Origin of the sequence: Butyrivibrio sp. ob235 (assembly GCF_900109475.1) — a bacterium.
GTDB lineage: Bacteria > Bacillota > Clostridia > Lachnospirales > Lachnospiraceae > Butyrivibrio.
This window is the reverse complement of sequence record NZ_FOBE01000022.1, coordinates 38,087-61,058: the sequence shown is the minus strand read 5'-3', so window position 1 is coordinate 61,058 and position 22,972 is coordinate 38,087. Positions and strand designations below refer to the sequence as shown.

The window sequence follows — 22,972 nt, the reverse complement described above, 5'->3', positions numbered from 1 at the left end:
CATAAAGACACTCGGGATTAGTACAGCGTGTTTATTGCATAATTAAAATATACAAAGTTGCAAAACAAAAACGGACAATGTTGCATGTCCATTTTGGACAAAGTTGCATCATTGCATCCTGAATACCACATAGATCATCATGGTGGATTCATTGCAGGCATAACCCCTGTATTTTATCCTTGTCATGAAAATCAAAGACAAGGAGGAAAGGAGTATGCTGAACATGGATCAGATACGCCACATCCGCGAGCTCTATTATGAGCAGGGAATAACAAACATATCCCAGATAGCGGAAATCACCAACCTTAACCGGAAAACGGTTACCAAGTACATTGACATGGAGGACTTCAGCAGCCCGCCACCTGAGCCTGCATCTGATCAGGAAAGGGAGTCAAAGCTGAATCCCTATAAACCAATCATCGACAGCTGGCTGATTGCTGATAAGAAGGCGCCTCGTAAGCAGCGTCATACAGCCAAAAGAGTATACCGTCGGCTGAAAAACGAGGTCGAAGGTTTTGACTGTAGTTACCGTCTTGTTGCAAGCTATGTGTCTCTCAAAAAGAAAGAACTCATCCGGCAGAAAAAGGATGATGGCTACATTCCTTTAGAGCACCACCCCGGAGAAGGCCAGGCTGATTTTGGCAAGGCAGACTTCAAGGAGAATGGCTTCTACCACGAAGGCAAGTATCTTGTTGTCAGTTATCCCCATAGCAATGGTGGCTACCTTCAGCTCAATTATGGAGAAAACATGGAATGCCTTCTCGAAGGACTGGTCGCCATCTTTGAGCATGTGGGCGGCGTTCCGACAGAGATATGGTTCGACAATACCAGAACCATCGTGACCGATATCATTAAAGGCGGTGGCCGTAAAGTCACTGAACGCTTCCAGCGGTTTGCATCCCATTATCGCTTCAGACCGGTCTTCATGAATCCGGAATCAGGCTGGGAAAAAGGGAACGTTGAGAATAAAGTCGGGTACCTCCGTCGCAACGAACTCGTGCCTGTGCCTGAATTCAAATCACTCACTGAATTCAACAAGGAACTGCTCTTTGCCTGTGACCGGGATATGGAGCGTGAGCATTATGAACATGATGATCTGTTCATAAGTGATCTCTTCAGGGATGACAAAGCTGCGTTTCTGCCTCTTCCTGAAGCCGCTTTTGATACAGCGGCATACATTACGGCAAGAACAAATAAATACGGCCAGATAAAGCTGGCAGATGGCAGGCACACCTATTCCGTGTCCCCCACTTATAGCGAATGTGAAGTAAATGTAAAGCTCACTTCCATGACAGTTACCATCATGGACAGTCACATGAAAGAGATCGTGACCCATAAGCGCCTGTATGGTGACTATAAACAGACAAGTATGGATTGGCTGCCATACCTGAAATACATAGCCCGTAAACCACGGTCCTTAAGGAACAGCGGTATTTACGATATGATGCCGCAGAGCATGCAGCTGTTCATGGACAGCTGTGAAAACAGTGAACGTGGCAGAATCCTGAAGGTGCTTTCAGAACTCACTGACCGCACCGGTTTCGACAGTGCACTCAGGACAGTTAATGAAGCCATTGCCATGAACAGCACTGACCCGGACAGCCTTAAGAGCCTTTATAACCGTCTGTATTCCGATGTGCCTGTGCTCCCACCGCTGGATGATATACAGACAATCCCGGATGGCAAGATCATTCCCTTCAATACCATCGATCTCAAAAAGATGGATGCTGCGCTAAAGAAGGGAGGTGCCATGAATGGCTGACTATACCGAAAGGATTGCCGCATGCTGCAAACAGCTGAGGTTATCTTCAAACCTTGCTGACAGGGCAATGTCCCAGAAAGGAAAAACGAACCAGGAATACCTTTGCAAACTTCTTGAAAACGAAATAGAGTACCGGAGAAAAACAAGGATCATCAAGCTCCAGAACAGTGCCGGATTTCCAAAGAGATATGCACCGGAGCAGTTCCGGACAGATGAAGTCGACTTCCCGGATGGTGTTTCCTTTGAAAGTCTGATGGGACTTGATTTCCACAGACAGGGCAAGAACATCATCATGTATGGCGGAACCGGAACAGGTAAGACAATGCTCTCCATACTGGTCGGGATACAGGCCTGTAAAGAGGGAATCCCTGTAAGATTCTACCGTACTGCAGGACTGATAAACCTTTTCACGGAAAGTCATCAGAACGGTACGCTTACAGCCCTTAAGAGGAAGCTGAACACGGCCCAGATAATCATTCTGGACGAGTTCGGATATGTACCCTACGACAGGACTGGATCCCAGCTTCTTTTTGATTATCTCTCAGAAATACATGAACAGAAAGAAGTCATCCTTAATACTAACCTAGAGTTCTCACAGTGGGTAAACGTACTCTACGACAAACGCATGACCACAGCCCTTATAGGCAGGCTCACACATCATGTGGAGCTCATACTCTTTCCCGGTGGAAACAACCGTCTGAGGGAATCAAGTATTAACGTAGGCATGTCAGCCAGTAACGATCAGGAGGTTGCAAATGGATAACAATGATGCAGTTTTCAATGTACCGGAGCTTCCGTTTGATGACGTAAGCTATATGAGCAGCAATGCTGCAATACCAGAGAGCGAAGAACATGTGCCCGGAGATTACTCCGATTACTGTTCTGTATGCTCTGATATAAACGATTTTCTGAAGCTCACAGACGCAATGGTTGATGAGATAAATGAGCTTCGTGCAGAGGTAGTCAGATGGCGACAGGCTCTGATAAAGCATCTGCCTGAAAGGTGGGCGGATGGCCTTCAGCAGGACATCTTTGATAACATCTACCTGAATGTCTATGAAGACTTTGATGCATACAACTATTATGTAATGCGCTGTTGTAATGGAAAGGATCCATTTGACAACAAGAAACGCGCCAGTTTAATGAGCAGGTTAAGCAAGGGAACAGATAAGACCTCCATTACTTACCTCTGATAAAAGCAACAAGCCTGCAATGGATTTCCTGGTACCTAAATGGTGCCGGGAACCCCTTGCAACTTTGTCCAAAATGGACATGCAAGTTTGTCCATTAATACTTTGCAACTTTTTCCAAAAAGCTCTTGCAAAAAACAATCTTACCTGCTTCATCACTTTGTTGTTTATATCCTTATTCACCTTAAGCCAACAATGAAATTTGCTCCACACTTCTAATAGCCCAACAATTTACCCAAGTCCTTATAATATATATATTTCATCACCCCATACTCATTAAGAGTATCTTCTATCTCTCCTTTATATTTCTCCGATGTGGCCACAATCACGAGGTAATCCACATCCTCTACCATTTCTCTTAATTGACCAACCTCTATACAGCTATCTTCATTATCATTTTTATCAGATACAACGAATCCCTTAAGAGGATACCCTCTCCACTTAAGCATATCGTATGTCTGATGTCCTATTTTCCCTGCTCCGTAAATATATATTTCTTTTGCGCGATTAATCATAATCTGCAGTCTCATCTTTTGTTTATAATCGCAAAATGATGAATAATTGGGGAACAATCTGCAGTCCATCATTGTACTCATAATATCGCCAAAGCATTTTGAGTAAAACAAAAGCTGCTCCTTTGCATATTGTTTGCAACTGATAATACCTGTCTTGTAGCCTGCATCCTGAGCCACAAATGCAATAGCTCTCTCTATAGCATGACTAATAGTACTGTCCAACGGCATAGGCTCTTCCGGAAAATCTTCATACTTCCACGGATAATCCAACAATTTTTTAAGTGCATCAGTCCTAAACCAAAAAGAAGTCCCTATTGTAAGTGGTGGCTTGTTCTCATCAAAGTCAGCATCTATATCCAGTTTACGGAATAACTCTCTTGTCACTTTACGATTATTCAGCCAAAGATTTTTCCCCCATATAGTCCACTCATATCCGATTGGCTCCGGAACAGATAAAACGCCTATATCGTAATTATTTTCAAAACAACTTATTACATTAAAAATATAATCCGTAGATGCAGCCACATTGCTCCATAAACTCTGCCTCCACAAAGCCACTCCTTCCTCGGGTGACTCCGAATGCTCTTTTTTATCATGCGTGAAACAAACATACTTATAATGCGAATGAATATCCTTTGCTGCAACCAAAAAGGCACTGATATCTCGACCTCTAATATCCTTCAATACAGCATTCAAATCAGATTTCTTCGCTTTTTCTTCAATTGTCTTCTTGGGAGTAATAACATACACATCGAAGTACCTTGCGTATTCAGATAGTTTTGCAAGGTAATAGTCCGCCATGTCTTCGTAAAACAAATGCACAATTATTGCCACGTCATGTCTGACCATTTTATCTACGCTGCAACCATCTTCTGATAGCACAAAGTATAGTTTGTTATTAAAATATGTATCAAAAATATTCTCCATACTATTTAAAAAACTCCCATCAACATTATTATATAGTTCTACCCTTCCGGAGAGTAATCAAATAACTCATAATACTGAACCATTCTATATTTTTCTAACTGATCATTTTCTTCATCTAATGAATGCCAGTTGCCGTCTGCTGTTTTATACCCCAAAGCATTTATTACCGGAATATCTTTTTCCAACCCTCTCAAATATCGGAGGTACTCATTATCTATTCCTGTATATTGTAATAAATTTTCCCCCAGATAATTTATACTTATGTCCTTTTCTATTTTTTTCGTTCCTGTGTCATAGTTTGTCCAAATAATATATGGTGTCATATAGTAACTTTCTGTTTTTTCTATAGAACCATCAGGACTCGTTATATAATCCTTAAACCCATCATACAAATATGGTTGGTGATCTCCAAACACTAGTAATAATGTTGGTTCATTTTGCTTTCTCAAAAAAGTCATCAATTCCTCAATTGCCTTATCTGATTCTCGCATCAAAGATAAATATGCCTGAGTCTCAGGAAAACCACTATACTCATCCCCCATTGTTATCCGTTCAACATTATCCTCAAGTGCCTCTATATTGTATCCACCATGATTTTGCATAGTAACATTAAAAATAAAAAATGGACTATCCAAACCATTAAATAAAAAATCTACAAATTCATAATTTTTCTTATCTGATAGAAATCCGTTTACTGTTTCCCATTCAATTTGATTATTCACATCTTCCCATGAATAGCATTTATTAATTCCCATCATCCCATATACGTCTCTCCTATTCCACGCTTCAATAGAGGCGGGATGAAAAAAAACTGATTGATATCCGTATTCATTTAAAAGTTTTATAATATTATTACTATTAGCAAAATTATATTGCATATATGGGTACCCAGTCACAAAAGCGGCACTATTTCCGGTAACAAATTCATACTCAGAATTACAGGTTCCCCCACCCATAACTGATGAATAAACATACCCCTTTTGTATGTAATCATTTATCCCATTAAAATATGGCATATATTCTTCTGATTGAAATTCACCCAAAACTGATAAATCAGAAAATGACTCATTCATCACTACCACAATATTAGGCAATATATCATTGTTGGTAGTTTCTACTTCATCATTTTCGTCCTGTACCAATAATTCTCTAGCACTCTGTTCCGAATAGTTTTGTGGTTTATCTGGCTTAAGTCTCTGTGTTTCTTCAGCCAAAGAAATAACAACACCTGACTTTTGAATAATGTCAGTTCTTTCCCAGCCAGCCACATCAATTCCGGTTATTTCCATAATACTTATATTACTAAACAATAGCGCAAACAAAAAATAATAGGCCAAACCAACAGTAATGAAGATAGGTCTTTTCTTTTCATAACTTTTAAATGTTTTAGGTGTAAACACAAGAAGAAAAGTCGTACCCCACAATAACAATTCTGTTCCGTACAGCAGATCGTTACTAAGTTCAAACTCGTATCCACCTGCAACACTTAAACCAGTCCTATATGCAATAAAATCTCCCGGCGAGATCGGAACTCCTTTAAAAACATAGACATAATGGCATATGGCAGCAAAAATCCACCCCGAAACCAAAATGAATATATAGCTCACAACATGGTTTCCAAATAGCAAAATCAAACCATACACCAATATTAAGATAAATAGAGCGTTTAATATAAATAAACCATACTTAATACTGGCTCGTGGTTGATAACACATTATTTCAATCATATGTGTTACAGCAATCGCCAGTATTATTGGATAAACAAAATCTATTACCTTGTTTGTGAAGAATTCTATTTCTGAGATATAACGAAATAGTCCCAATCCCATAAGCAGCAAATTCAAAACATTAAATTTACAAAAATCTGATAGTGAAGAGAATATCAATCCTTTGCTATAATTCACTATTGCTACTATCTCTACAGCAAACGCAAGAAATACAATAATCAAACAAGCCAGTTTCTTCTTTCTTTTTACCAATTTCATTTCTTTACCTGTTTATAGCATAATTGAAATATCAAAAAAACTGCTTGCAAAAAACACTCTACCTTAATGATTTTGACTCACAGCATACTTTTGAACTTCATTCAACAAAATTTTTAATGTTCTAACATTCTGTAAATTCAACTCAAAATCTTGCCGTTTCTGATGTACAACAGTATTAAGTTGTAGTCCTACAAATAAAGACTGAATAGCAGCAATCATAGTAAAACCACAGACAATCAAAGTCGGATATCTTGGTACTTCTCCTGTATGAATAAATGTTCTTAATACCGGAACAACAAATAATATAGATATCAAAGCTAACACCGTAGCAATCATCCCAAAAAATCTCAACGGTTTATATGTTCTATACATCTTTATAATAGTTTTTAAAACCTTTAATCCATCTGAATATGTATTAAGTTTGGATTCACTACCTTCTGGTCTATCCCTATAATCAATCACGACATTTTCAACATACATATTCTTATCTACAGCATGAATACTCATTTCTGTTTCAATCTCAAATCCTTCAGATAATATTGGAAATGTCTTTGCGAACTCATAGCTAAAAGCCCTATACCCCGTCATAATATCTTTTATATCATTATGAAAAAGAAGATTAATGCTCTTTCTTACTAAACTATTGCCAAAATTATGAAATGGTCTCTTATTCTCAGAAAAATATGTTGATGAAAGTCTATCTCCTACAACCATATCAACATTCTTTTCTAAAACAAGCGCAGTCATCTTCCTAGAATACTCTGCAGGATATGTATCATCACCATCTGTCATTATATAGCACTCTGCATCAATTTCTCTGAACATTCGCCTGATGACATTACCTTTTCCCTGAATATATTCATGCCTTACAACTGCTCCTGCCCTCTTCGCAAGCTCAGTAGTTCTATCAGAAGAATTATTATCATAGACATATACTACTGCTTCAGGTAAACTGCACTTAAAATCATTTACCACTTTCTCGATTGTCTTTTCCTCGTTATAACAAGGAATAAGAACTGCTATTTTATCCATTTCTCGTCTCATCCTCCTTACCCTCAATTGGTCTAAGAGCAATAACAACAACCATCGGTAATGTGCAAAACGCCGCATAAATATATCTAAATTCTGAAAAAACTGGAGTTGCAACGAGCAACGAACATACAACTACAAATATTGGTAATGACGCCAATATTCCTTCTCTATCTTTCCTCAATAATGATATTATTAGCATATAAATATCCACCCAAATAAAAAGACCAATACATAAAAATAATTTTAATATCTCTACATTTCTAAATAGCCATAAATATTCATTAAGCCTTCTATTGAATGAATCACTATTTGTTATTCTTTTTATTCCAAACGCGTTGTCTTCATGTACATCATTGCTCCAAATCCAATATTCATAACCAGCATTCCAATAACCACGTGTTTCGTCAATCCATCCTCTTGCATAAGCAAACGGATACTTTAATCCCAACATAATATATAACTTAATATATTCAAATTTATTATCCTCAATTAACTGTTGATTCCCTGTTGTGCGCACCAATGCTTTAATTGGATCTGATATATGAGCATTATAAGTATCTGGAATTTGGTCTATATCCATTACCTGCCTCAATAATATAGTTTCTGATTCTGTCAATTCGTATCCCTCATATACTACTCTCGCAATTTGCTGTGCCGGTATTGATAGAGACTCTATTGTATCCGGCTGAGCAACTTTTAGCGCTTTTAGTACCGGATGCTTCAATGTGAAGCAGATTAGTATCATAACTACAAACATCAAAAAAATTCGAATTTCTTTTTTTCCAAATAATACCCAAAACAAAACTGTCAAAATAATAAATGCAAAAAAACCATTGCTTCTAAATAAACAAGTCCCTATTCCCGAAATAAATAGCATTATATAATTGATAATATTATTCCCGATATTATTCATACATCTAAATATTGAAGTAACCAACAAAAGAACGAAGCAACCAAACATTACATCCTTCCACATTGTAAAAGCATACATAATATGATATGGCATCAAAAGAAAAAACATCATTATCATAATAATGCTTTCTATCGGTAATCCCATCCTAGTTATAGTACTAACCGCAAAGGAAAAACAAAAGGCAGTGGATAAAATCTGGAAAAAACTATATGTTGCAACTGCAGCATTAATATCATTAAACAGCATCATACCAAGGTCCATAAAAAGTTTTATTACCATTGTATGATAAAACGGATGATGATTTGTATATATTCCTGACTTCGTCTGTATAACTTGAGTTATACTATCACTGGTCAGTTCTCCTGGATATTGACTGAAATAAAGGACGATTACTCTTGATAAAACAAGCAAAATAAAACTAACCCAAAAGCAAACAGTAGGATTAACTAACTTTTCATTTCTCTTTTTCCAACAAATAAGTGTCAATTTGTTATATGTTAGAATAAATACATTCCAAAAAGCACAATATCCTCCAGCAAAAAAAATAATCGTCATAAGGGTAACGAATAACCTGTCAAATGTGATACCATACCCTTCAGGTATTACCGTATAAGCAATTATTTTATAATTTGCGAATGCTACCATACATGAAAAAAAGACAGAAAACACATTTATTACAACATCTATATATCTGCCATGTTTATTTCGAAATAATACTTCACCATTAGTTATATTGATATATGTACATATACTAATGATAATTCCTAATAGTACATAGCACACATAATATGCATCGCTCTTAATAAGCTGAGCAATCCAACTCCCCATCAGCATCACTTGAATAAATATATACAATTTTGATGTTGTTATTCGTTTATATGATGTATCCATTGTTTGGTTTTTCCTCCCTAATATTGATATTGCAACTACTCATCCACTTTATGCAAAATCCTGTCGCAACCTTATAAGCATATTCCGTTATTAGTAAATTGAATGGACACTTATAGGTACTGTTACACATCTTCAACCTCAAATTCAAACATAATTTCAATTGTTGTTTATATTTTCTTGAATTTGTCTAAGTAAATTTTCTCGCTGACCTCTTAGCCATTCCAATTCCGTTGTGTAGCCTGGGCAGATTGATTTCCATACATTTCCTACCTGCCAAACTATCAACTGATAAAACCAATCGGACATATCTTTCCAAATTTTCAATTCTTTATCCCGACACTGTATAAGTATTTTTGTCATTAAGCCTACATATTCGACAAGTTCCTCTAGATTTGAGCATACATAATGCTCTTCGCCAAGATATTTTTTTATTCCTTTTAAAACATCTTCATCTAATACGAAGCCGCATTTTTCCAATGAATATTTCTGAATCTCAAGATACTTGTTCGCCCTTTTTTCAGCAAACTTTTTTTTTGCCAAACTTGTCGTACTATCTTCATACATCCTTCTTTTTAATACAAGCTCAGCTATGTTGGTAATAGCACTAACCTTTGAAAAATCAATCCAAAAACGATAGTCTTCCATGCCCAAACAATTATCCATATATCTAATATTATTCTTTTCGACTATAGTTTTGCGGAATGTCATCTCACTGTTATTTATTATATTTCTAAAACACAAAAACATCTCTATCCGAATTGGCTCTGTCTCTAAATAAATAATATCCCTAACAAGTTCCCCGTCAGCTCCAATCCACTGTGCATTTCCACCTACAGCGCCTATTTCCGGATGTGAATCTAAAAATTCAACTTGCAATTCCAATCGATCAGGCATCATTAAATCATCATCATCAAGAATAGCAATATACTCTCCTTGGCACGAATCAAGTCCTCTATTTCTAGATGCCGCAATTCCCATGTTATATTCATTTCGAATGACCTTTACTCTAGAATCTTTTTGTTGGTATCCTAGCGCTTTTTCCAATGATCCATCATTACCGCAATCATCTACTATAATCCATTCAAAATCACTAAAAGTTTGAGATAATACAGTATTTGCTGTCTCATCGAAATAATCATATGCTTTGTACAGAGGTGTTAACACACTTACTTTCATTCCTATCTCCATATCAAATTGATTCAAATAGTGGCCTATTACTGATAATACTCTGAACCATGCTTTATTCTATTAACTAACATTGATATTCTTTGCGCCAATTCGGTATATGCACTCTCATTCATATAACTCGGCGCATATCCATATTTTAACCTTTTATCAGTATAAAAATACTCCATGGGCAATGATATCACATTCATGTCTGGAATAATTTCTTTCATGAAACCATAAAACTCTTTTAATATATTATTAATAGCGGTCACATCATACCAATATCCTTCTCTATCTCCATCTATATACTTAGGAGTCAAATAATTCTCCACCATAATAATATGGTTGGGTAGGATTTTTTTTGTTAATAATTTTGCAAAACAAGATAAATCATTTCTCCATTGCCCACTTATATATCTTTCATAGCAGCTAATAATTTTATAATTTGAAAAAAAGTCATTATATGTTTCACTTTTTGTTACAATATCTCCTTCTTCAAACTCTAAAAGATCATACCGCTCTTCCAACAAGTCCAATATCAAAAACTCTTCTTTGCTTATATTTATATCCCAGAAAGATCTTTCCTTTTCTTTTATAATCATATCCTGTCTCATCAGGTTGTCAGTAATATTCTTGTCAAGAACATATCTTTCTTTTTGCTTCGTTATAACAGAGATACTAGAAAAGCCATAATACCTTTTTAGATTTTCATTCTCCAGTTTAAATGGAACAAGCTGATTCTTACCACAATGTGAATAGATTCTGCATAAGTTATAGCTCCCAAAAATCCAAGCACTGAAATCACAGAAAAACTCGGGAAAATTTATTTCTAAAGATAATTTGAACATCGCTTCGATCTCTTTGTACTTTTCCGCAGATAGCTTTGATGCCCGGCCTTCTAACGCTCCTCTATAATGATCCATGACTAAATCAAAGAAAAGTTTCTTCTGACAATCATAGATATCAAGGCGCTTCGCCTCAGAAAGCATATACGATACTGCTTCTGGAAGAAAACGAACATTTTCTAAATTATCCATCACAGATGTTCCCACATTAATCTGATAATAATACAGTGGTTTAGAAATACTTATTACTCTATTTGCAGACAATAAAAGGAGCGGAAAAACAGCCAAATCCTCCATTACTATTTGAGGCATTCTAATCTTTGTCCTATCAAAAATATTTTTCCGATATATACTTCCCCATACATTAGGATTAAGATATGTATTATGCTCAGCTATATCAATATCATCTGTAATACCAGCATTAGTTAGTTGATTATTCTTTACATAATCCACAAAGTAATAGTTGCCCCTGCAAATATCAGCACCAGACCGAATTGCATTATGTAATAATTCATATAGATAGTCATACTCAATCCAATCATCTGAATCAACGAATGTAATCCATTCACCACATGCATGCTCTATGCCCTTATTTCTAGCATATCCCATACCCTTGTTGTCCTGAGATATTATTTTATATCTGGTATCTTCTTTTGCCCATGAATTCAATATTTCCAAAGTAGAATCATTTGATCCGTCATTAATAATAATGCATTCCCAATTATAATAGTTTTGATTCGATATGGATTTTAGACATCGATTGATTGTTTTCGCTGAATTATAAGCCGGTATAATAATAGATATTAGTGGATTGCTTTTGTTAATCCACAAGTCAAAATAATATGGTTTAAGTAAATCCGCTTTTTCCATATAAAACTGCACATTAGAAACATATTTAGCAAAATCCTCATTTCCAAGGTTTATACTGTCATCAATCTCATTATAAATATCTTCTAATACTATAGAATACTTACTGTTATCTAACGACTTATAAAACTGTTCATCTTTTTCCTTAAAGCTGATAATTTGCCCTCTATTTATTCCGTTGGATAATAAAAATTGAATTATCGCATCATCACTTTTTTTAGCAACAACTATAATAAGATCATTTTCACGAATATTTGACAGCAAAAAAGAAGGCGCGTTACAAACCACGCCTCTATAACTCTTTCCTTGTTTATTTACATCATTGTCAATAAAACAACTTACAGCATCTTTATGTAACTTATCATAAAATGAAAATGAACTTTTAGTAAATCCATATATATATACTGTGCTAGACTTATCGCATTCGTTCCTTATATCACTAAGCAAAAAACCTTTTCTGACAGTATCTAAGTCCAATTCTTTTACATTCAACCACTCATTTTGCGGAAGGTGACACAAGTATGAGTACCATACATCTGCCATTACTGTATAAGGATTTTTCCAGGGCTTATCTTTTGAACTAGCGAAATGAATTATTGAAATATCCCCTCGTAGCAGACTATTCCTTTCATTTTCAGTATAGTTTGAAGAGGAAATAAAATCATCTGAATATAAAAAGCTATTAAAAACATTATATTTTGAAGGTAATAATGTAATTCTCCCATCACATGAAACATTTATTATATCTTGGTCGTCTATAGGATAATGTTTAGCTATTTCACTCTTCCAAATTGGAGTAATATCTGCTTCCCTTAATTTTTTTAGGTTAAATACCATAACTCCGGCATTAACATATGAGTCTAGATCTTTTAACCCTATTCTACGAGCATGCTCTGTATAAAATGGAGATTTTCCACATTGCATTCCCATATCTCTAACACCAGCAACATAGTTATCTTGCATATCTATATCAAACAATTCAGTAATGTCACAATTAATTACAAGATCTCCATCCAAAAATAAGCACCGATCATATTCATTCAACAATGATACGATTTGTAATCTGTAATATGATGCAACAGATGAAATATTGCCCAATTGGACTTCTTTATAAAAATTCAAGTCTATTGGTAAATAATAAAATGTAACATTACTATACTTTGCAGTTATTGCCGCGAAAACCCCATCATCCATACCCACGTTCTTAGGATCAACTAAAATGTAAATACAAAACAAAGTATCAGAAGAAGAATTTTCCAACAATGAAACAATTGTAACACATGTGGGAAACAGATAATTATAATCAGATGCCATAACTATTGGTACTCTCATATCTGATGCTATTCCCTCTCTTTTCTTCCATAAATCATGCATAAAACTTATATTACCTGCTTCCCTTTCCAATTATTTCTATAAAGTTATTCTATCAAGCGTCCGACAACAGTATTTCTGCTAATAAATTTTTTAAAATTGGTGGTCTCCTCAATATTTTATTGTCTTCTATTCCCATTTGACACAGCTCTTTTGTTGCTTCGTTAGCTAAATCTTCATCCCCCATAGTCAATACAATAAAATCACACGATATCCTTGATAACTCTTGCAAATTCACAACCGGTATACCAAAGTAAGTATCAACATTTAAACTAGAAGATATAATTGCAACTACATTAATGTCTCTATGATTCTCGGAGATATAATCAAAACATGACCATACTTCCTTCTCACAATATAGCACAACGTTTTTATTATTTAGTGAATCCAGATTAGGAAAGGATAGCTGAAATACTTTGCTGTAATCAATTATTCCAGCTCCCATATATTGTGTTCCCCATACAGATATCTCATATAAAAATCTTCTAATAAGATTTTTACGAATGACATCTGCGAATTCATAACCCTTAGTTTTATCAATAATGCTATAAAAAATCTCTGTGTAATCTCTCAAAAAATCAAAATACACTTTTTGAGTAATTGAATTAGGATTATTGATATAATGATAGTAAGATTCATAAGTAACTTTTATCTTTTTGCATTCACAAAGATATAATAGCAAAAAATAAAAGTCCTCATTTATTTTTGCACTCACATCCAACCTTTTATTTATAACTTTCAGGCATAGCTCTCTTTTAAATAATTTACACCAAAGAGCATTAGTCAATCCCCCAATTATGCCATCTTCATAGTCGGATTCACTAATTAAGTAGTTTTTCCAAAAATCCTCGTTATCAACATAGTGCATTCCTTCACTTAAATGATCTGTAACAATTCTTGCGTCCCTAAAAAATCCGCTGGAAAGCAAATCACAGTCTTCCATGTGTTTAACCAGATTGGAAATCATACTACCATCTATCCAATCATCACTATCAACAAATGCAATATATTTCCCCCTTGCATGCTGTATTCCAGTACAACGGGCATTAAATGATCCAGAATTCTCCTGTTTAATAAGACTAACTGTAGGTGCTCCATCCAGATATTTACTAATTATTTTAGTTGAGTTATCTGTTGAACCATCGTCTACCACTATAATTTCTAATTTTCCATACTGTTGGTTACAGATGCTTAGTAAACATCTGTCAATCGTCTCTGCTGAGTTGTAAACCGGAACAATTACAGAAACAAATATTTCTTTATCATTTTTATTATACATAGATGTTCTACTACTCATTATTCATTTTCCAATGAATCAAATAATTCCTTCCATTTATCCCCAATGTCAATACTAATATAATCTAAATAACTCTCTAGGGATTCATCACAAAGTTTATTATATTCATGATCACTTAGCAAAATTTTTGTGACTTCAGATGCCAGTCCGTTATAATCACCTTGTGGTACAGTTATTAAGCCTCTACCATCTTCTACAAAATACAAATATGGAAGATCATACATTACTATAGGCAATCCGTACGCCTTTGCCTCTACTAAAACCATCGGGAATCCTTCTCCAGGGGAAGTCATTATCATCAAATCCGCCTTTTTATAAAACTCACTTGGATTGCTATTATATCCACAGATTTCTATATTATCTTGAACATCATGTTCAATAATAAGACTTCTTAATTCATCTAAATCCTTTTGTGTTTCAGGATATCCAATTATCTTTAATTGTATATCAGGCATAGATTTTTTGATTGCTTCAATAATATAAACACAAGAAAACACACCTTTTATAGAATTACTGATTCTTCCAACCCATAAAAGATTGTTTCTCATTTCTGTTCTTCGAGATCGACTTTCCACCGGCGGCATATTTATAGGATTTGTTATGCATACAGCATTAATCCCTATACTCTTCCACTGTTTTTCGTCATGATGAGAAAGCACAACTAAATAGTCTAATAAAGTATATATTTGTGAACAATCTCTTATATCTCCAAATATTCCTGAAAAGACAGGAATACTCGTATGATTCACTGCTATAGTATATACGCCAAGCAATTTGAATAACATAACCATATAATTAAACTGTGTTCCAAAAAACGGAATATGTATGCAAACAGCATCTATATTATTCTCGGCAATTATTTTTTCAAGTTCCCTAAAATACTCTAACGGCTTTGACAAATCATTGACAAATGCAAATCTCTTTACCCCTGGAACAATAGGATACTCATTTTCGACTTTTTTCCCAGTAATTAAAACCAGTTCATATCCCTTTTCTTGTAAAATAGGAAGCAGATTCGATATTACTCTCTCTGCTCCGCCTTTAGAATACATTCCACAAGTCAGTGCAACTGTCTTGATTTTATTTGTTCTCCTCTCCTCATAGCCTCTAAATGTCTTAATCAAATACTGGATACTGAATTTGTTATGTATTAAAGCATTCAAAAATTCAGCAGCTCCATATTTTCTACATGCTTCACGTATGAGATTATTGCGCTGTTCTATTGTATCCTCAGCCTCATTTGACATGTCAAATATACTTCTTATATTAAGAGAAATTCCCAACTCATCATCCATTATTGGAAAAGGATTTCTTCTATACTCAGATAGTATTTCATCATATATCATAGACAATTCTTGATCAATGTACAGAACCCTCTGATCAAAATTATTACTAATATGTTCTCTTAGTACCGTATATATATCATCATTTTTTAATACCGCAATTACATAAGTAATATCGGGATTATCCCAATCAACATCCTGCGGATTATACACAGGAATCTCATAGAACTCTTCACCTGTATTTCTGTTCGAATCAATAAACGCTACTATTTCAGGAAGAACATACCATTTTTCTTCAGGAATCGCCTTTCGTAAATGCATTATCTCTTCCATAAACTTGGTTCCATAATTGCCGGTTCCCCAAACCATAATTTTCTTATTCACTCTTTGTATCATTTCCATAATTTAACTTTCGCTTAGTTTCCGCAAAAAATTCGCTTTACTAATTTCTGCTCCTTCCTATAATTATACTCAAAAATATAGGTACAGCTATTACTCGCCCTCAGTTCGTACTTGCCCAGTATATGCCATACTCCTATTTAAAACCACTTTACTATTTTCATTTTAATCATTGACTTATACCCCCTATTGAATATAAGCTATAATACACCCTGCCATAAAATACATATTAATTATCCCACTCCTTTATTATTTTATTATAGTATTCCAAAAACCTATTATATGAATTATCTGGCTCCAAGACACTAATTCGAGCCTTAGCTGTATTTACCATTCGTTCTTTTTCACACGATGTAAGTACAAGTACTTTCTCAACAGCCTGCAAGTATGAATTTGGATTGTCTCTCTCACATAGAAATCCACTTTTCCCATTATCAATTAATTGCTCAAAACTTGCTCCATCTGTAGCTACTACAATTTTGCCCATGGCCATAGATTCAATACATGCATTTGATAGATTTTCTATCCTTGATGGCAGAATAACCATTTCTGCCCCTTCAATTACCGGATAAAGATATTCCCTGGTAAGCTGTCCGGCATAAACTACTCTATCAGCATATTCGCCTGCCATCTCCTTAACATAATCAGATGCCATCATTTCACCGCAGATATTTATTTGTTCATCTCTACCACATAAAACTAGCTTCAGATTCTGATGTTTCCCTAATAATTCTTTCGCAATTTGCCCTATTATATGTATTCCTTTCAATATACGAAATGTTCCATAATACAACACATATTTTTTCCCATCCATAGAAATGGTATCGTAAACTGTACTGTTCCAATTATCTTTGTTAAAAACAAAAGGGCTTTCTAGGACATCTGTTTTTATACCCAATTCGTTGTTTGCGATATTTGCAAGTAAATTACTAGGAGCAATTACACTTTTAGCGTTTCTCATCGCGATCACTTCTAATTTCTGTCTATCGTTCTCTGGATTGTCAGAATATTGTAAACTACCACCTATTTTACTTGCACCATTATACAAAATATTATAAAACCCTGAAGTTCTTATAGTATATGGTATACTTCTATCAAAAAATAATGAATTAGATCCATGATTACTAAAATGAATAAAATCCACATGATTCGTCTTATTGATTGTATCTACTAACTCCTTTACCTTATGAGCCCTATAAATATTAAATAAGGCTCCCTTTCTTTCCACCCTTGCTTCATGTGATATCACGCTATACCCAGCTATCTAATCAAATACATCCCATTCAAGTTTTGGAACGCATATATTATATATCTCAATACCAGGGTCAAAAATAATATCTGTCTCCTTTATTGTAACAACGATAATCCCAACTTTATTCCCTTTTTTATGAAATAATCTGGCAATATTTGCTGTAAACGTTGCCAATCCCCCTGATGGTTTATCTGCTGTTGCCAGTTCATCCGTAACAAATAGTATATGCATATTTTATATCCTTATCCTTGGTCTTCAGTAATATCATAACGTCCTATTAATATATCCCTCAGTAGCATTGTCTCTATGAATAATCTTTGCCGGATTGCCTATTACAATTGAATGAGATGGAACATCCACATTCACAAAGCTTAGTGGAGCAATAAGTACATCATCTCAAATAGTAATTCTTCCAACAATTACTGAATTCGTACCAATCCATACATTGTTGCCTATTACAGGTGCACCTTTCCGTCTCCCACGATTCTCTTGTCCTATTGTCACTCCAGTAGCAATGTTTATATTTTTCCCAAGAATCGATTCCGGGTTAATAATTATTCTTCCAGTATGTCCAATGTAAAAACCCTCGCCAATTTTTGTCTTATATGGAATTTGTATACCCGTAATAAGTGATAGTTTCTGAAATTTCTTCTTGTAGTACTTATATGTATACTTACTGTTTGTTCGATTATGAAGTATTCGATAATAATATAACCATTTCATTTCTGGCTTTAGTTTTTTGAATTCTTTATATGAATAATGTGTTTTTCATAATATCTAAAGAAATCGATACATTCCTTCATAATTATCTATACCTCAGCTCAATATTTCCTTCCACTTAGCCCCAATATCAATCTTACAATACTCTTTATAGCTTTCCAGAGCCTCTTTTGACAACTTTTTATATTTTTCTTCATTTTGGAAAAGATTGAAAATCTCATTTGCCATTTGTTTATGATCTCCTTGCGTTACTGTTATAATTCCTTTTCCTTCCTCAACAAAATATAAATATGGAAGATCAAACATCACTGTAGGCAAACCGTATGCCTTTGATTCAAGTAATACCATAGGAAATCCCTCTCCTGGGGATGTCATGATCATCACATCTGCATCCGCATATATTTCATCTGGATTACTTACAAAATCATTAATGCAAATAATACTTTCCAACGCATTCTCATGTATTAGTTTTTTTAATATTTCTATATCCTTTTGTGCATCTACTGCCCCAAAGATAGTTAAGGTTGCATCCGAACCTAAATTCCTTAATTCTCGCATAATCCAAACACATGAATTAACTGCTTTTACTGTGTTATTTATTCTTCCAACCCAAATAATCTTATGCCTATTATTTTTACCAGAAATATTTATATTCTTTTCCATCCCTACAGGATTAGTAATACATTTTGCATTTATTCCTATACTATTCCACTGTTCTTCATCATACTTAGAAAGCGTAATTAAATAATCTAACAATTTATATATATGAGCGCATTCTTTTATATTTCCATACCGCCTTGTAAAAACATCAATACTTGTATGATTCTGTGTATACACTTTTATTCCGAGCAACACACATAACATTACTAGATATTCATACTCAATTCCAAAATATGGAATGTGTATACATAAAGCATCTATCTTGTTATCCAATATAATTTTTTCATATTTATCACAAAAAGAAAAAGAACTTTTATAAAAACTATCCTCTATAATATACCTATCTACTACTTGGCATATTGGATATTCATCTTTTTCCTCTTTTTTAGTAATCAAAGAAACCTTATACCCTTCATTTACAATAATTGGCATAAGATTTGACACAACTTTTTCTGCGCCTCCATTACGCATAACCGCACACACCATACAAACATGATTTACTGTTTTTAGTTTTTGAGACTTAATAAGCATCATAGCATTAACCAGTTCTCTCGTATCATTATGATACAAAAAGAATAACGCATGACATATCTGCGCTGCTCTGTAATGCTCTTTTAATTCAACTAACTTAACTGCTAACTCTTTACTCGTTTTACATGATATAAGCTTACTAGATATTTTTAATGTCTGCAAAAAAATATCATCGTTCACCGGAAATGGCTTTTTTCGATATTCTTCTATTAAAAGTCTGTCTATTCTGTCCATTTCACGATCGTAAGGCACTAACACCTTATGTAATTCTATCCCATATTTTTTAATCGCAGATTCTATAATAGAATTATATGCTGCAATGGCAACTATGCATTTTAAGCCATCTTCATCCCATTTTATATCTTTAGGATTTTTAACTTTCTTACCAAAAAAAACACCTGAATCTGAATTGGAATCAATAAAAAAATCTATTTCAGGTATTATCTTTTTTAAGCTTTGAGGAAGTACCAATCTATACTTCTCTAATAATGATACAAATTCTTTAGCTCTTTTTCCTGTTCCCCATATTATTATCATATTTTCTTCCTTCACATCTTTGACAGATGTGCTATTATATATGTCTGAAGCATACCGCTACTCGAATGCCTTTTAACATTTGCTTGGTCATTTTGCTAAAAAAACTCTCTATCATATTTAGCCAGGATCCATGCTTGGGAGTGAACACAAAAACAAATCTTCCTTCCGGGCATGTGGCAAGATAATTGCGTGTTTCCTTGGACTTATGAGCAGAGTGATTATCACATATAATCCTAATGACATCCCCTTTGGGGTACAAGCCATCAAGTTTTTTAAGTAGGTCTATAAAATCAGAGTTCTTGTGAGTTTCGCTAACTACTCACCACCATTATGTAAAAAATGTAATATTCCGCATTGCATACAGATATGTATTTATGCTTCATTATTCCACTTCTCTATTACATTATTATAGTAATTCAAAAATCTCTTATATGCCTTCTCTGGTTCAAGTTCCTGTATCCTCTCCTTTGCAGCTTTTATTATACTAATTTTTTCCTCTTCAGTTAGACTAAGTACTTTTTCAATAACGGAAAGAAAATCATCCGAATTATCGCGTTCACAAAGGAATCCACTTACTCCATTTTCTATAAGCTGTTCAAAACTTGCACCATTCGTCCCTACCACTATTTTCCCAAGCGCCATGGATTCAATACATGCATTTGAAAGATTCTCAATTCGTGATGGTAGAATTACCAGCTCTGCTCCATTAATCACCGGATACAAATACTCTCTCGACAACTGCCCCATTACAATTACTCTATCCGCATAGTTTCCTGCCATGCTCTTCACATACTTTGATGCTTGGATTTCCTCATCCCCATGCATATTTAATGATTTTTTTGACAGTATTGTATCTTTACCGCATAACACTATATACAAATCTTTATGTTTCTGTAGCAATCCCTTTGCTATATTAGCTATTACATGTATTCCTTTGAGAATACGCATAGTACCATAAAACAGAATGTAATTCTTATCCTCAAGTTCTATATATGCATCTTCTTTCCAACTCTTGCTGTTAAGTATAAATGGACTCTCTATAATAGTCGAATCTAGACTCAACTCGTCTTTAGCTATCTCTGCAAGTAAATAGCTTGGTGATATGATATATCCACACTTTTTCATATCCATTATTTCAAGTTTGTCGCGCAAGGCTAACTCATTATCTTTATATTTTACACTACCGCCAACTATATCTGCCCCATGAAACAATATATTCATGAACCCAGAAACCCTAATAACATATGGGATAGATCTATCCATAAATAATGAATATGATCCGTGATTACAAAAATGAATCAAATCAATTTCATTTTCTCTATGAATACTTTGAATTAGTTCTTTTACTTTATGTGCTTTATAAATATTTGTCAAAAATACTCTTTTTTCCTTAGTTTCTTGTTCACTAATAGCAATAGATCTCGAAATAGAGTCATACACTTCCCACTCACTTTTTTTTACATTAACGTTATACAGTTTAATTTCTTTATCAAATACTATTTTTTCTTCTTTCGTCGTCACAAGAATTATTTCCACAAAATGGCCATGTTGTGAAAACAATCTTGCAATATTGGATGTAAACGTCGCTAGACCACCAGAAGCGTTATCTATTGTAGCCAATTCAGGTGTTACAAATACTATGTGCATAATAATTCATCATCCTTAATCATTTATAAAACTACTTCCTTGCATAGTAAGCAATTAGTACAGCCTACTCTAAATATATTCTTTCCAGTTCTTTTGCTGCATATTTAATATTATACCCAGCATCAGTAATAATCTTTTCCATGTTATTGCGCTTTACTCTACTCATAAAATAAATTATCTCTTTAGTCCATGCATCTTTGTCCAAAGGTAGTAATTTAGCATTTTCAGTCACTATAGCTTCCTCCGTTATATGATTACTCATAAGTGTCGGAAGCCCAGATGTTTGAGCTTCAATACCAACAATTGGAAGTCCTTCAAAAAATGATGGTAGTGCAAACAAATCCATGGCTTGATATAGCTTTGGAATGTCGTCTCTCCACCCTAATAACAATACCGAACAATCAAGCCCTAATTCTGATACTTTTCGTGATAACTGTTCTTCCAGTTCCCCTCCTCCAATAATGATTAGCTTACTATTTGGATTATACTTATGAACATCACAGAATACATCAATTAAAAAAGATTGATTCTTTACATAAGCAAATCTACCAATATTTCCTATTACATATGCATCTCCCAGTTCCAGTTCATCTCTAACTTCTTTTCTTATCTTTTCGTTATATAAATAATCCTCAACCTCGATTGCATTTTTCAAAATATGTATATCTTCTTTTGGAATCTGAGGCCCAAAAAGCCATTCTGCTGCATTTAAGGAACATGCACAAAAATGGGTGGCATACTCTTTACCAAATCTTGCTTTGTAATATTCATGCCTCTCTATAAATTGCTTTCTCTTTAAAGCATCAACACTATCAACACCGCTACTATGAGAATGCACTATAACTTTAGAAATACCTCTCTCCATAGCCATTTCTTCTATTAGGAAGCCTGCCCACATACATGTATTTAAATGTATTACATCATATCCATCATCAAGAATTTCTCCTATTTGCCTTTTTAGCAAATCTCTATCCTGAAACTCTGGTATAGAAAATGAACGAACTTTCATTCCCAAATCCTGCACATTTTTATTTTTCGTCAACTCACAATTTCTTGAAAGCAGATCAAAATGGAAAAGATCTCTGTCCATTTTCTTACAGTGTTCAAAAACATACTTTTCCATCCCACCAACTCCAGAACTAGAAACTCGATGTAATACTTTTACTTTTTTACTCATATAA

Annotated in this window: 16 protein-coding genes and 1 pseudogene; 3 read left to right on the top strand and 14 right to left on the bottom strand. The window is 34.4% G+C overall.

Translation table 11 applies throughout. The features are described from left to right. Positions 1–223: 223 nt before the first annotated feature. From istA to BMW61_RS14485, 3 genes are read left to right on the top strand one after another with little or no spacing between them, the layout of a single operon-like run. Complete coding sequence (gene istA / locus BMW61_RS14495; RefSeq protein ID WP_175475231.1) at positions 224–1,762, top strand: IS21 family transposase; 1,539 nt, start codon at positions 224–226, stop codon at positions 1,760–1,762. Continuing rightward, on the top strand, positions 1,755–2,525 hold the full coding sequence (locus BMW61_RS14490) for an ATP-binding protein (RefSeq protein ID WP_091823288.1): 771 nt from the start codon (positions 1,755–1,757) through the stop codon (positions 2,523–2,525). The genes istA and BMW61_RS14490 overlap by 8 nt, the downstream gene beginning before the upstream one ends. After that, positions 2,518–2,955, top strand: coding sequence for a hypothetical protein (locus BMW61_RS14485; protein WP_091823284.1), 438 nt, complete (start codon positions 2,518–2,520; stop codon positions 2,953–2,955). Before BMW61_RS14490 ends, BMW61_RS14485 begins: the two co-directional genes overlap by 8 nt. Before the next feature lie 212 nt (positions 2,956–3,167). Here BMW61_RS14485 and BMW61_RS14480 read toward each other — a convergent pair whose 3' ends face one another. The 14 genes and pseudogenes from BMW61_RS14480 to BMW61_RS14410 form a co-directional block, all read right to left on the bottom strand. Further along, on the bottom strand, positions 3,168–4,394 hold the full coding sequence (locus tag BMW61_RS14480) for a rhamnan synthesis F family protein (RefSeq protein WP_091823281.1): 1,227 nt from the start codon (positions 4,392–4,394) through the stop codon (positions 3,168–3,170). A 38-nt stretch (positions 4,395–4,432) separates the two neighbouring features. Then, on the bottom strand, positions 4,433–6,379 hold the full coding sequence (locus tag BMW61_RS14475; RefSeq protein WP_091823278.1) for an LTA synthase family protein: 1,947 nt from the start codon (positions 6,377–6,379) through the stop codon (positions 4,433–4,435). A 63-nt stretch (positions 6,380–6,442) separates the two neighbouring features. Further along, entirely contained in the window at positions 6,443–7,411 is a 969-nt protein-coding gene (locus tag BMW61_RS14470; RefSeq protein WP_091823275.1) for a glycosyltransferase family 2 protein, read from the bottom strand. Continuing rightward, positions 7,404–9,215, bottom strand: coding sequence for a DUF6020 family protein (locus tag BMW61_RS14465; RefSeq protein WP_091823272.1), 1,812 nt, complete (start codon positions 9,213–9,215; stop codon positions 7,404–7,406). The genes BMW61_RS14470 and BMW61_RS14465 overlap by 8 nt, the downstream gene beginning before the upstream one ends. A gap of 156 nt (positions 9,216–9,371) precedes the next feature. Beyond that, a complete protein-coding gene (locus tag BMW61_RS14460) occupies positions 9,372–10,391 on the bottom strand; it encodes a glycosyltransferase family 2 protein (RefSeq protein WP_175475226.1) in 1,020 nt (339 codons plus the stop codon). 38 nt (positions 10,392–10,429) lie between these two features. Next, entirely contained in the window at positions 10,430–13,468 is a 3,039-nt protein-coding gene (locus BMW61_RS14455) for a glycosyltransferase (protein ID WP_091823266.1), read from the bottom strand. A gap of 52 nt (positions 13,469–13,520) precedes the next feature. Next, the gene (locus BMW61_RS14450; RefSeq protein WP_091823263.1) at positions 13,521–14,762 is read right to left on the bottom strand and encodes a glycosyltransferase family 2 protein; all 1,242 of its coding nucleotides are present in this window, start codon (positions 14,760–14,762) and stop codon (positions 13,521–13,523) included. Further along, positions 14,762–16,447 (bottom strand): glycosyltransferase, encoded by a 1,686-nt coding sequence (locus BMW61_RS14445; RefSeq protein WP_091823260.1) that lies wholly within the window; start codon positions 16,445–16,447, stop codon positions 14,762–14,764. The genes BMW61_RS14450 and BMW61_RS14445 overlap by 1 nt, the downstream gene beginning before the upstream one ends. A gap of 226 nt (positions 16,448–16,673) precedes the next feature. Next, positions 16,674–17,672 (bottom strand): glycosyltransferase family 4 protein, encoded by a 999-nt coding sequence (locus BMW61_RS14440; RefSeq protein ID WP_091823257.1) that lies wholly within the window; start codon positions 17,670–17,672, stop codon positions 16,674–16,676. A gap of 36 nt (positions 17,673–17,708) precedes the next feature. Beyond that, positions 17,709–17,927: a hypothetical protein gene (locus BMW61_RS14435; RefSeq protein ID WP_091823254.1), complete on the bottom strand. Its 219-nt coding sequence runs from the start codon at positions 17,925–17,927 to the stop codon at positions 17,709–17,711. 585 nt (positions 17,928–18,512) lie between these two features. Continuing rightward, positions 18,513–20,144, bottom strand: a complete 1,632-nt coding sequence (locus BMW61_RS14425) for a glycosyltransferase (RefSeq protein WP_091823252.1) — start codon at positions 20,142–20,144, stop codon at positions 18,513–18,515. 58 nt (positions 20,145–20,202) lie between these two features. Beyond that, positions 20,203–20,463 (bottom strand): annotated as a pseudogene (locus BMW61_RS14420) (transposase); the annotation flags it as partial. A gap of 53 nt (positions 20,464–20,516) precedes the next feature. Beyond that, positions 20,517–21,791 (bottom strand): glycosyltransferase family 4 protein, encoded by a 1,275-nt coding sequence (locus BMW61_RS14415; RefSeq protein ID WP_091823249.1) that lies wholly within the window; start codon positions 21,789–21,791, stop codon positions 20,517–20,519. Between the two features lie 64 nt (positions 21,792–21,855). Then, positions 21,856–22,968 carry a glycosyltransferase gene (locus BMW61_RS14410; RefSeq protein WP_091823246.1) on the bottom strand — a complete coding sequence of 371 codons (1,113 nt, stop codon included), beginning with the start codon at positions 22,966–22,968 and terminating at the stop codon, positions 21,856–21,858. Positions 22,969–22,972 lie beyond the last annotated feature (4 nt).

Excerpts from the sequence above, each read along its gene's own strand:
- BMW61_RS14450 (WP_091823263.1), bottom strand. The coding sequence starts at position 14,762 with ATGAGTAGTAGAACATCTATGTATAATAAAAATGATAAAGAAATATTT.
- BMW61_RS14410 (WP_091823246.1), bottom strand. The coding sequence starts at position 22,968 with ATGAGTAAAAAAGTAAAAGTATTACATCGAGTTTCTAGTTCTGGAGTT.
- BMW61_RS14435 (WP_091823254.1), bottom strand. The coding sequence starts at position 17,927 with ATGCATATACTATTTGTTACGGATGAACTGGCAACAGCAGATAAACCA.
- BMW61_RS14465 (WP_091823272.1), bottom strand. The coding sequence starts at position 9,215 with ATGGATACATCATATAAACGAATAACAACATCAAAATTGTATATATTT.
- istA (WP_175475231.1), top strand. The coding sequence starts at position 224 with ATGGATCAGATACGCCACATCCGCGAGCTCTATTATGAGCAGGGAATA.
- BMW61_RS14480 (WP_091823281.1), bottom strand. The coding sequence starts at position 4,394 with ATGGAGAATATTTTTGATACATATTTTAATAACAAACTATACTTTGTG.
- BMW61_RS14490 (WP_091823288.1), top strand. The coding sequence starts at position 1,755 with ATGGCTGACTATACCGAAAGGATTGCCGCATGCTGCAAACAGCTGAGG.
- BMW61_RS14425 (WP_091823252.1), bottom strand. The coding sequence starts at position 20,144 with ATGATAATAATATGGGGAACAGGAAAAAGAGCTAAAGAATTTGTATCA.
- BMW61_RS14415 (WP_091823249.1), bottom strand. The coding sequence starts at position 21,791 with ATGCACATAGTATTTGTAACACCTGAATTGGCTACAATAGATAACGCT.
- BMW61_RS14445 (WP_091823260.1), bottom strand. The coding sequence starts at position 16,447 with ATGGAAATGATACAAAGAGTGAATAAGAAAATTATGGTTTGGGGAACC.
- BMW61_RS14475 (WP_091823278.1), bottom strand. The coding sequence starts at position 6,379 with ATGAAATTGGTAAAAAGAAAGAAGAAACTGGCTTGTTTGATTATTGTA.
- BMW61_RS14460 (WP_175475226.1), bottom strand. The coding sequence starts at position 10,391 with ATGAAAGTAAGTGTGTTAACACCTCTGTACAAAGCATATGATTATTTC.
- BMW61_RS14455 (WP_091823266.1), bottom strand. The coding sequence starts at position 13,468 with ATGCATGATTTATGGAAGAAAAGAGAGGGAATAGCATCAGATATGAGA.
- BMW61_RS14470 (WP_091823275.1), bottom strand. The coding sequence starts at position 7,411 with ATGGATAAAATAGCAGTTCTTATTCCTTGTTATAACGAGGAAAAGACA.
- BMW61_RS14485 (WP_091823284.1), top strand. The coding sequence starts at position 2,518 with ATGGATAACAATGATGCAGTTTTCAATGTACCGGAGCTTCCGTTTGAT.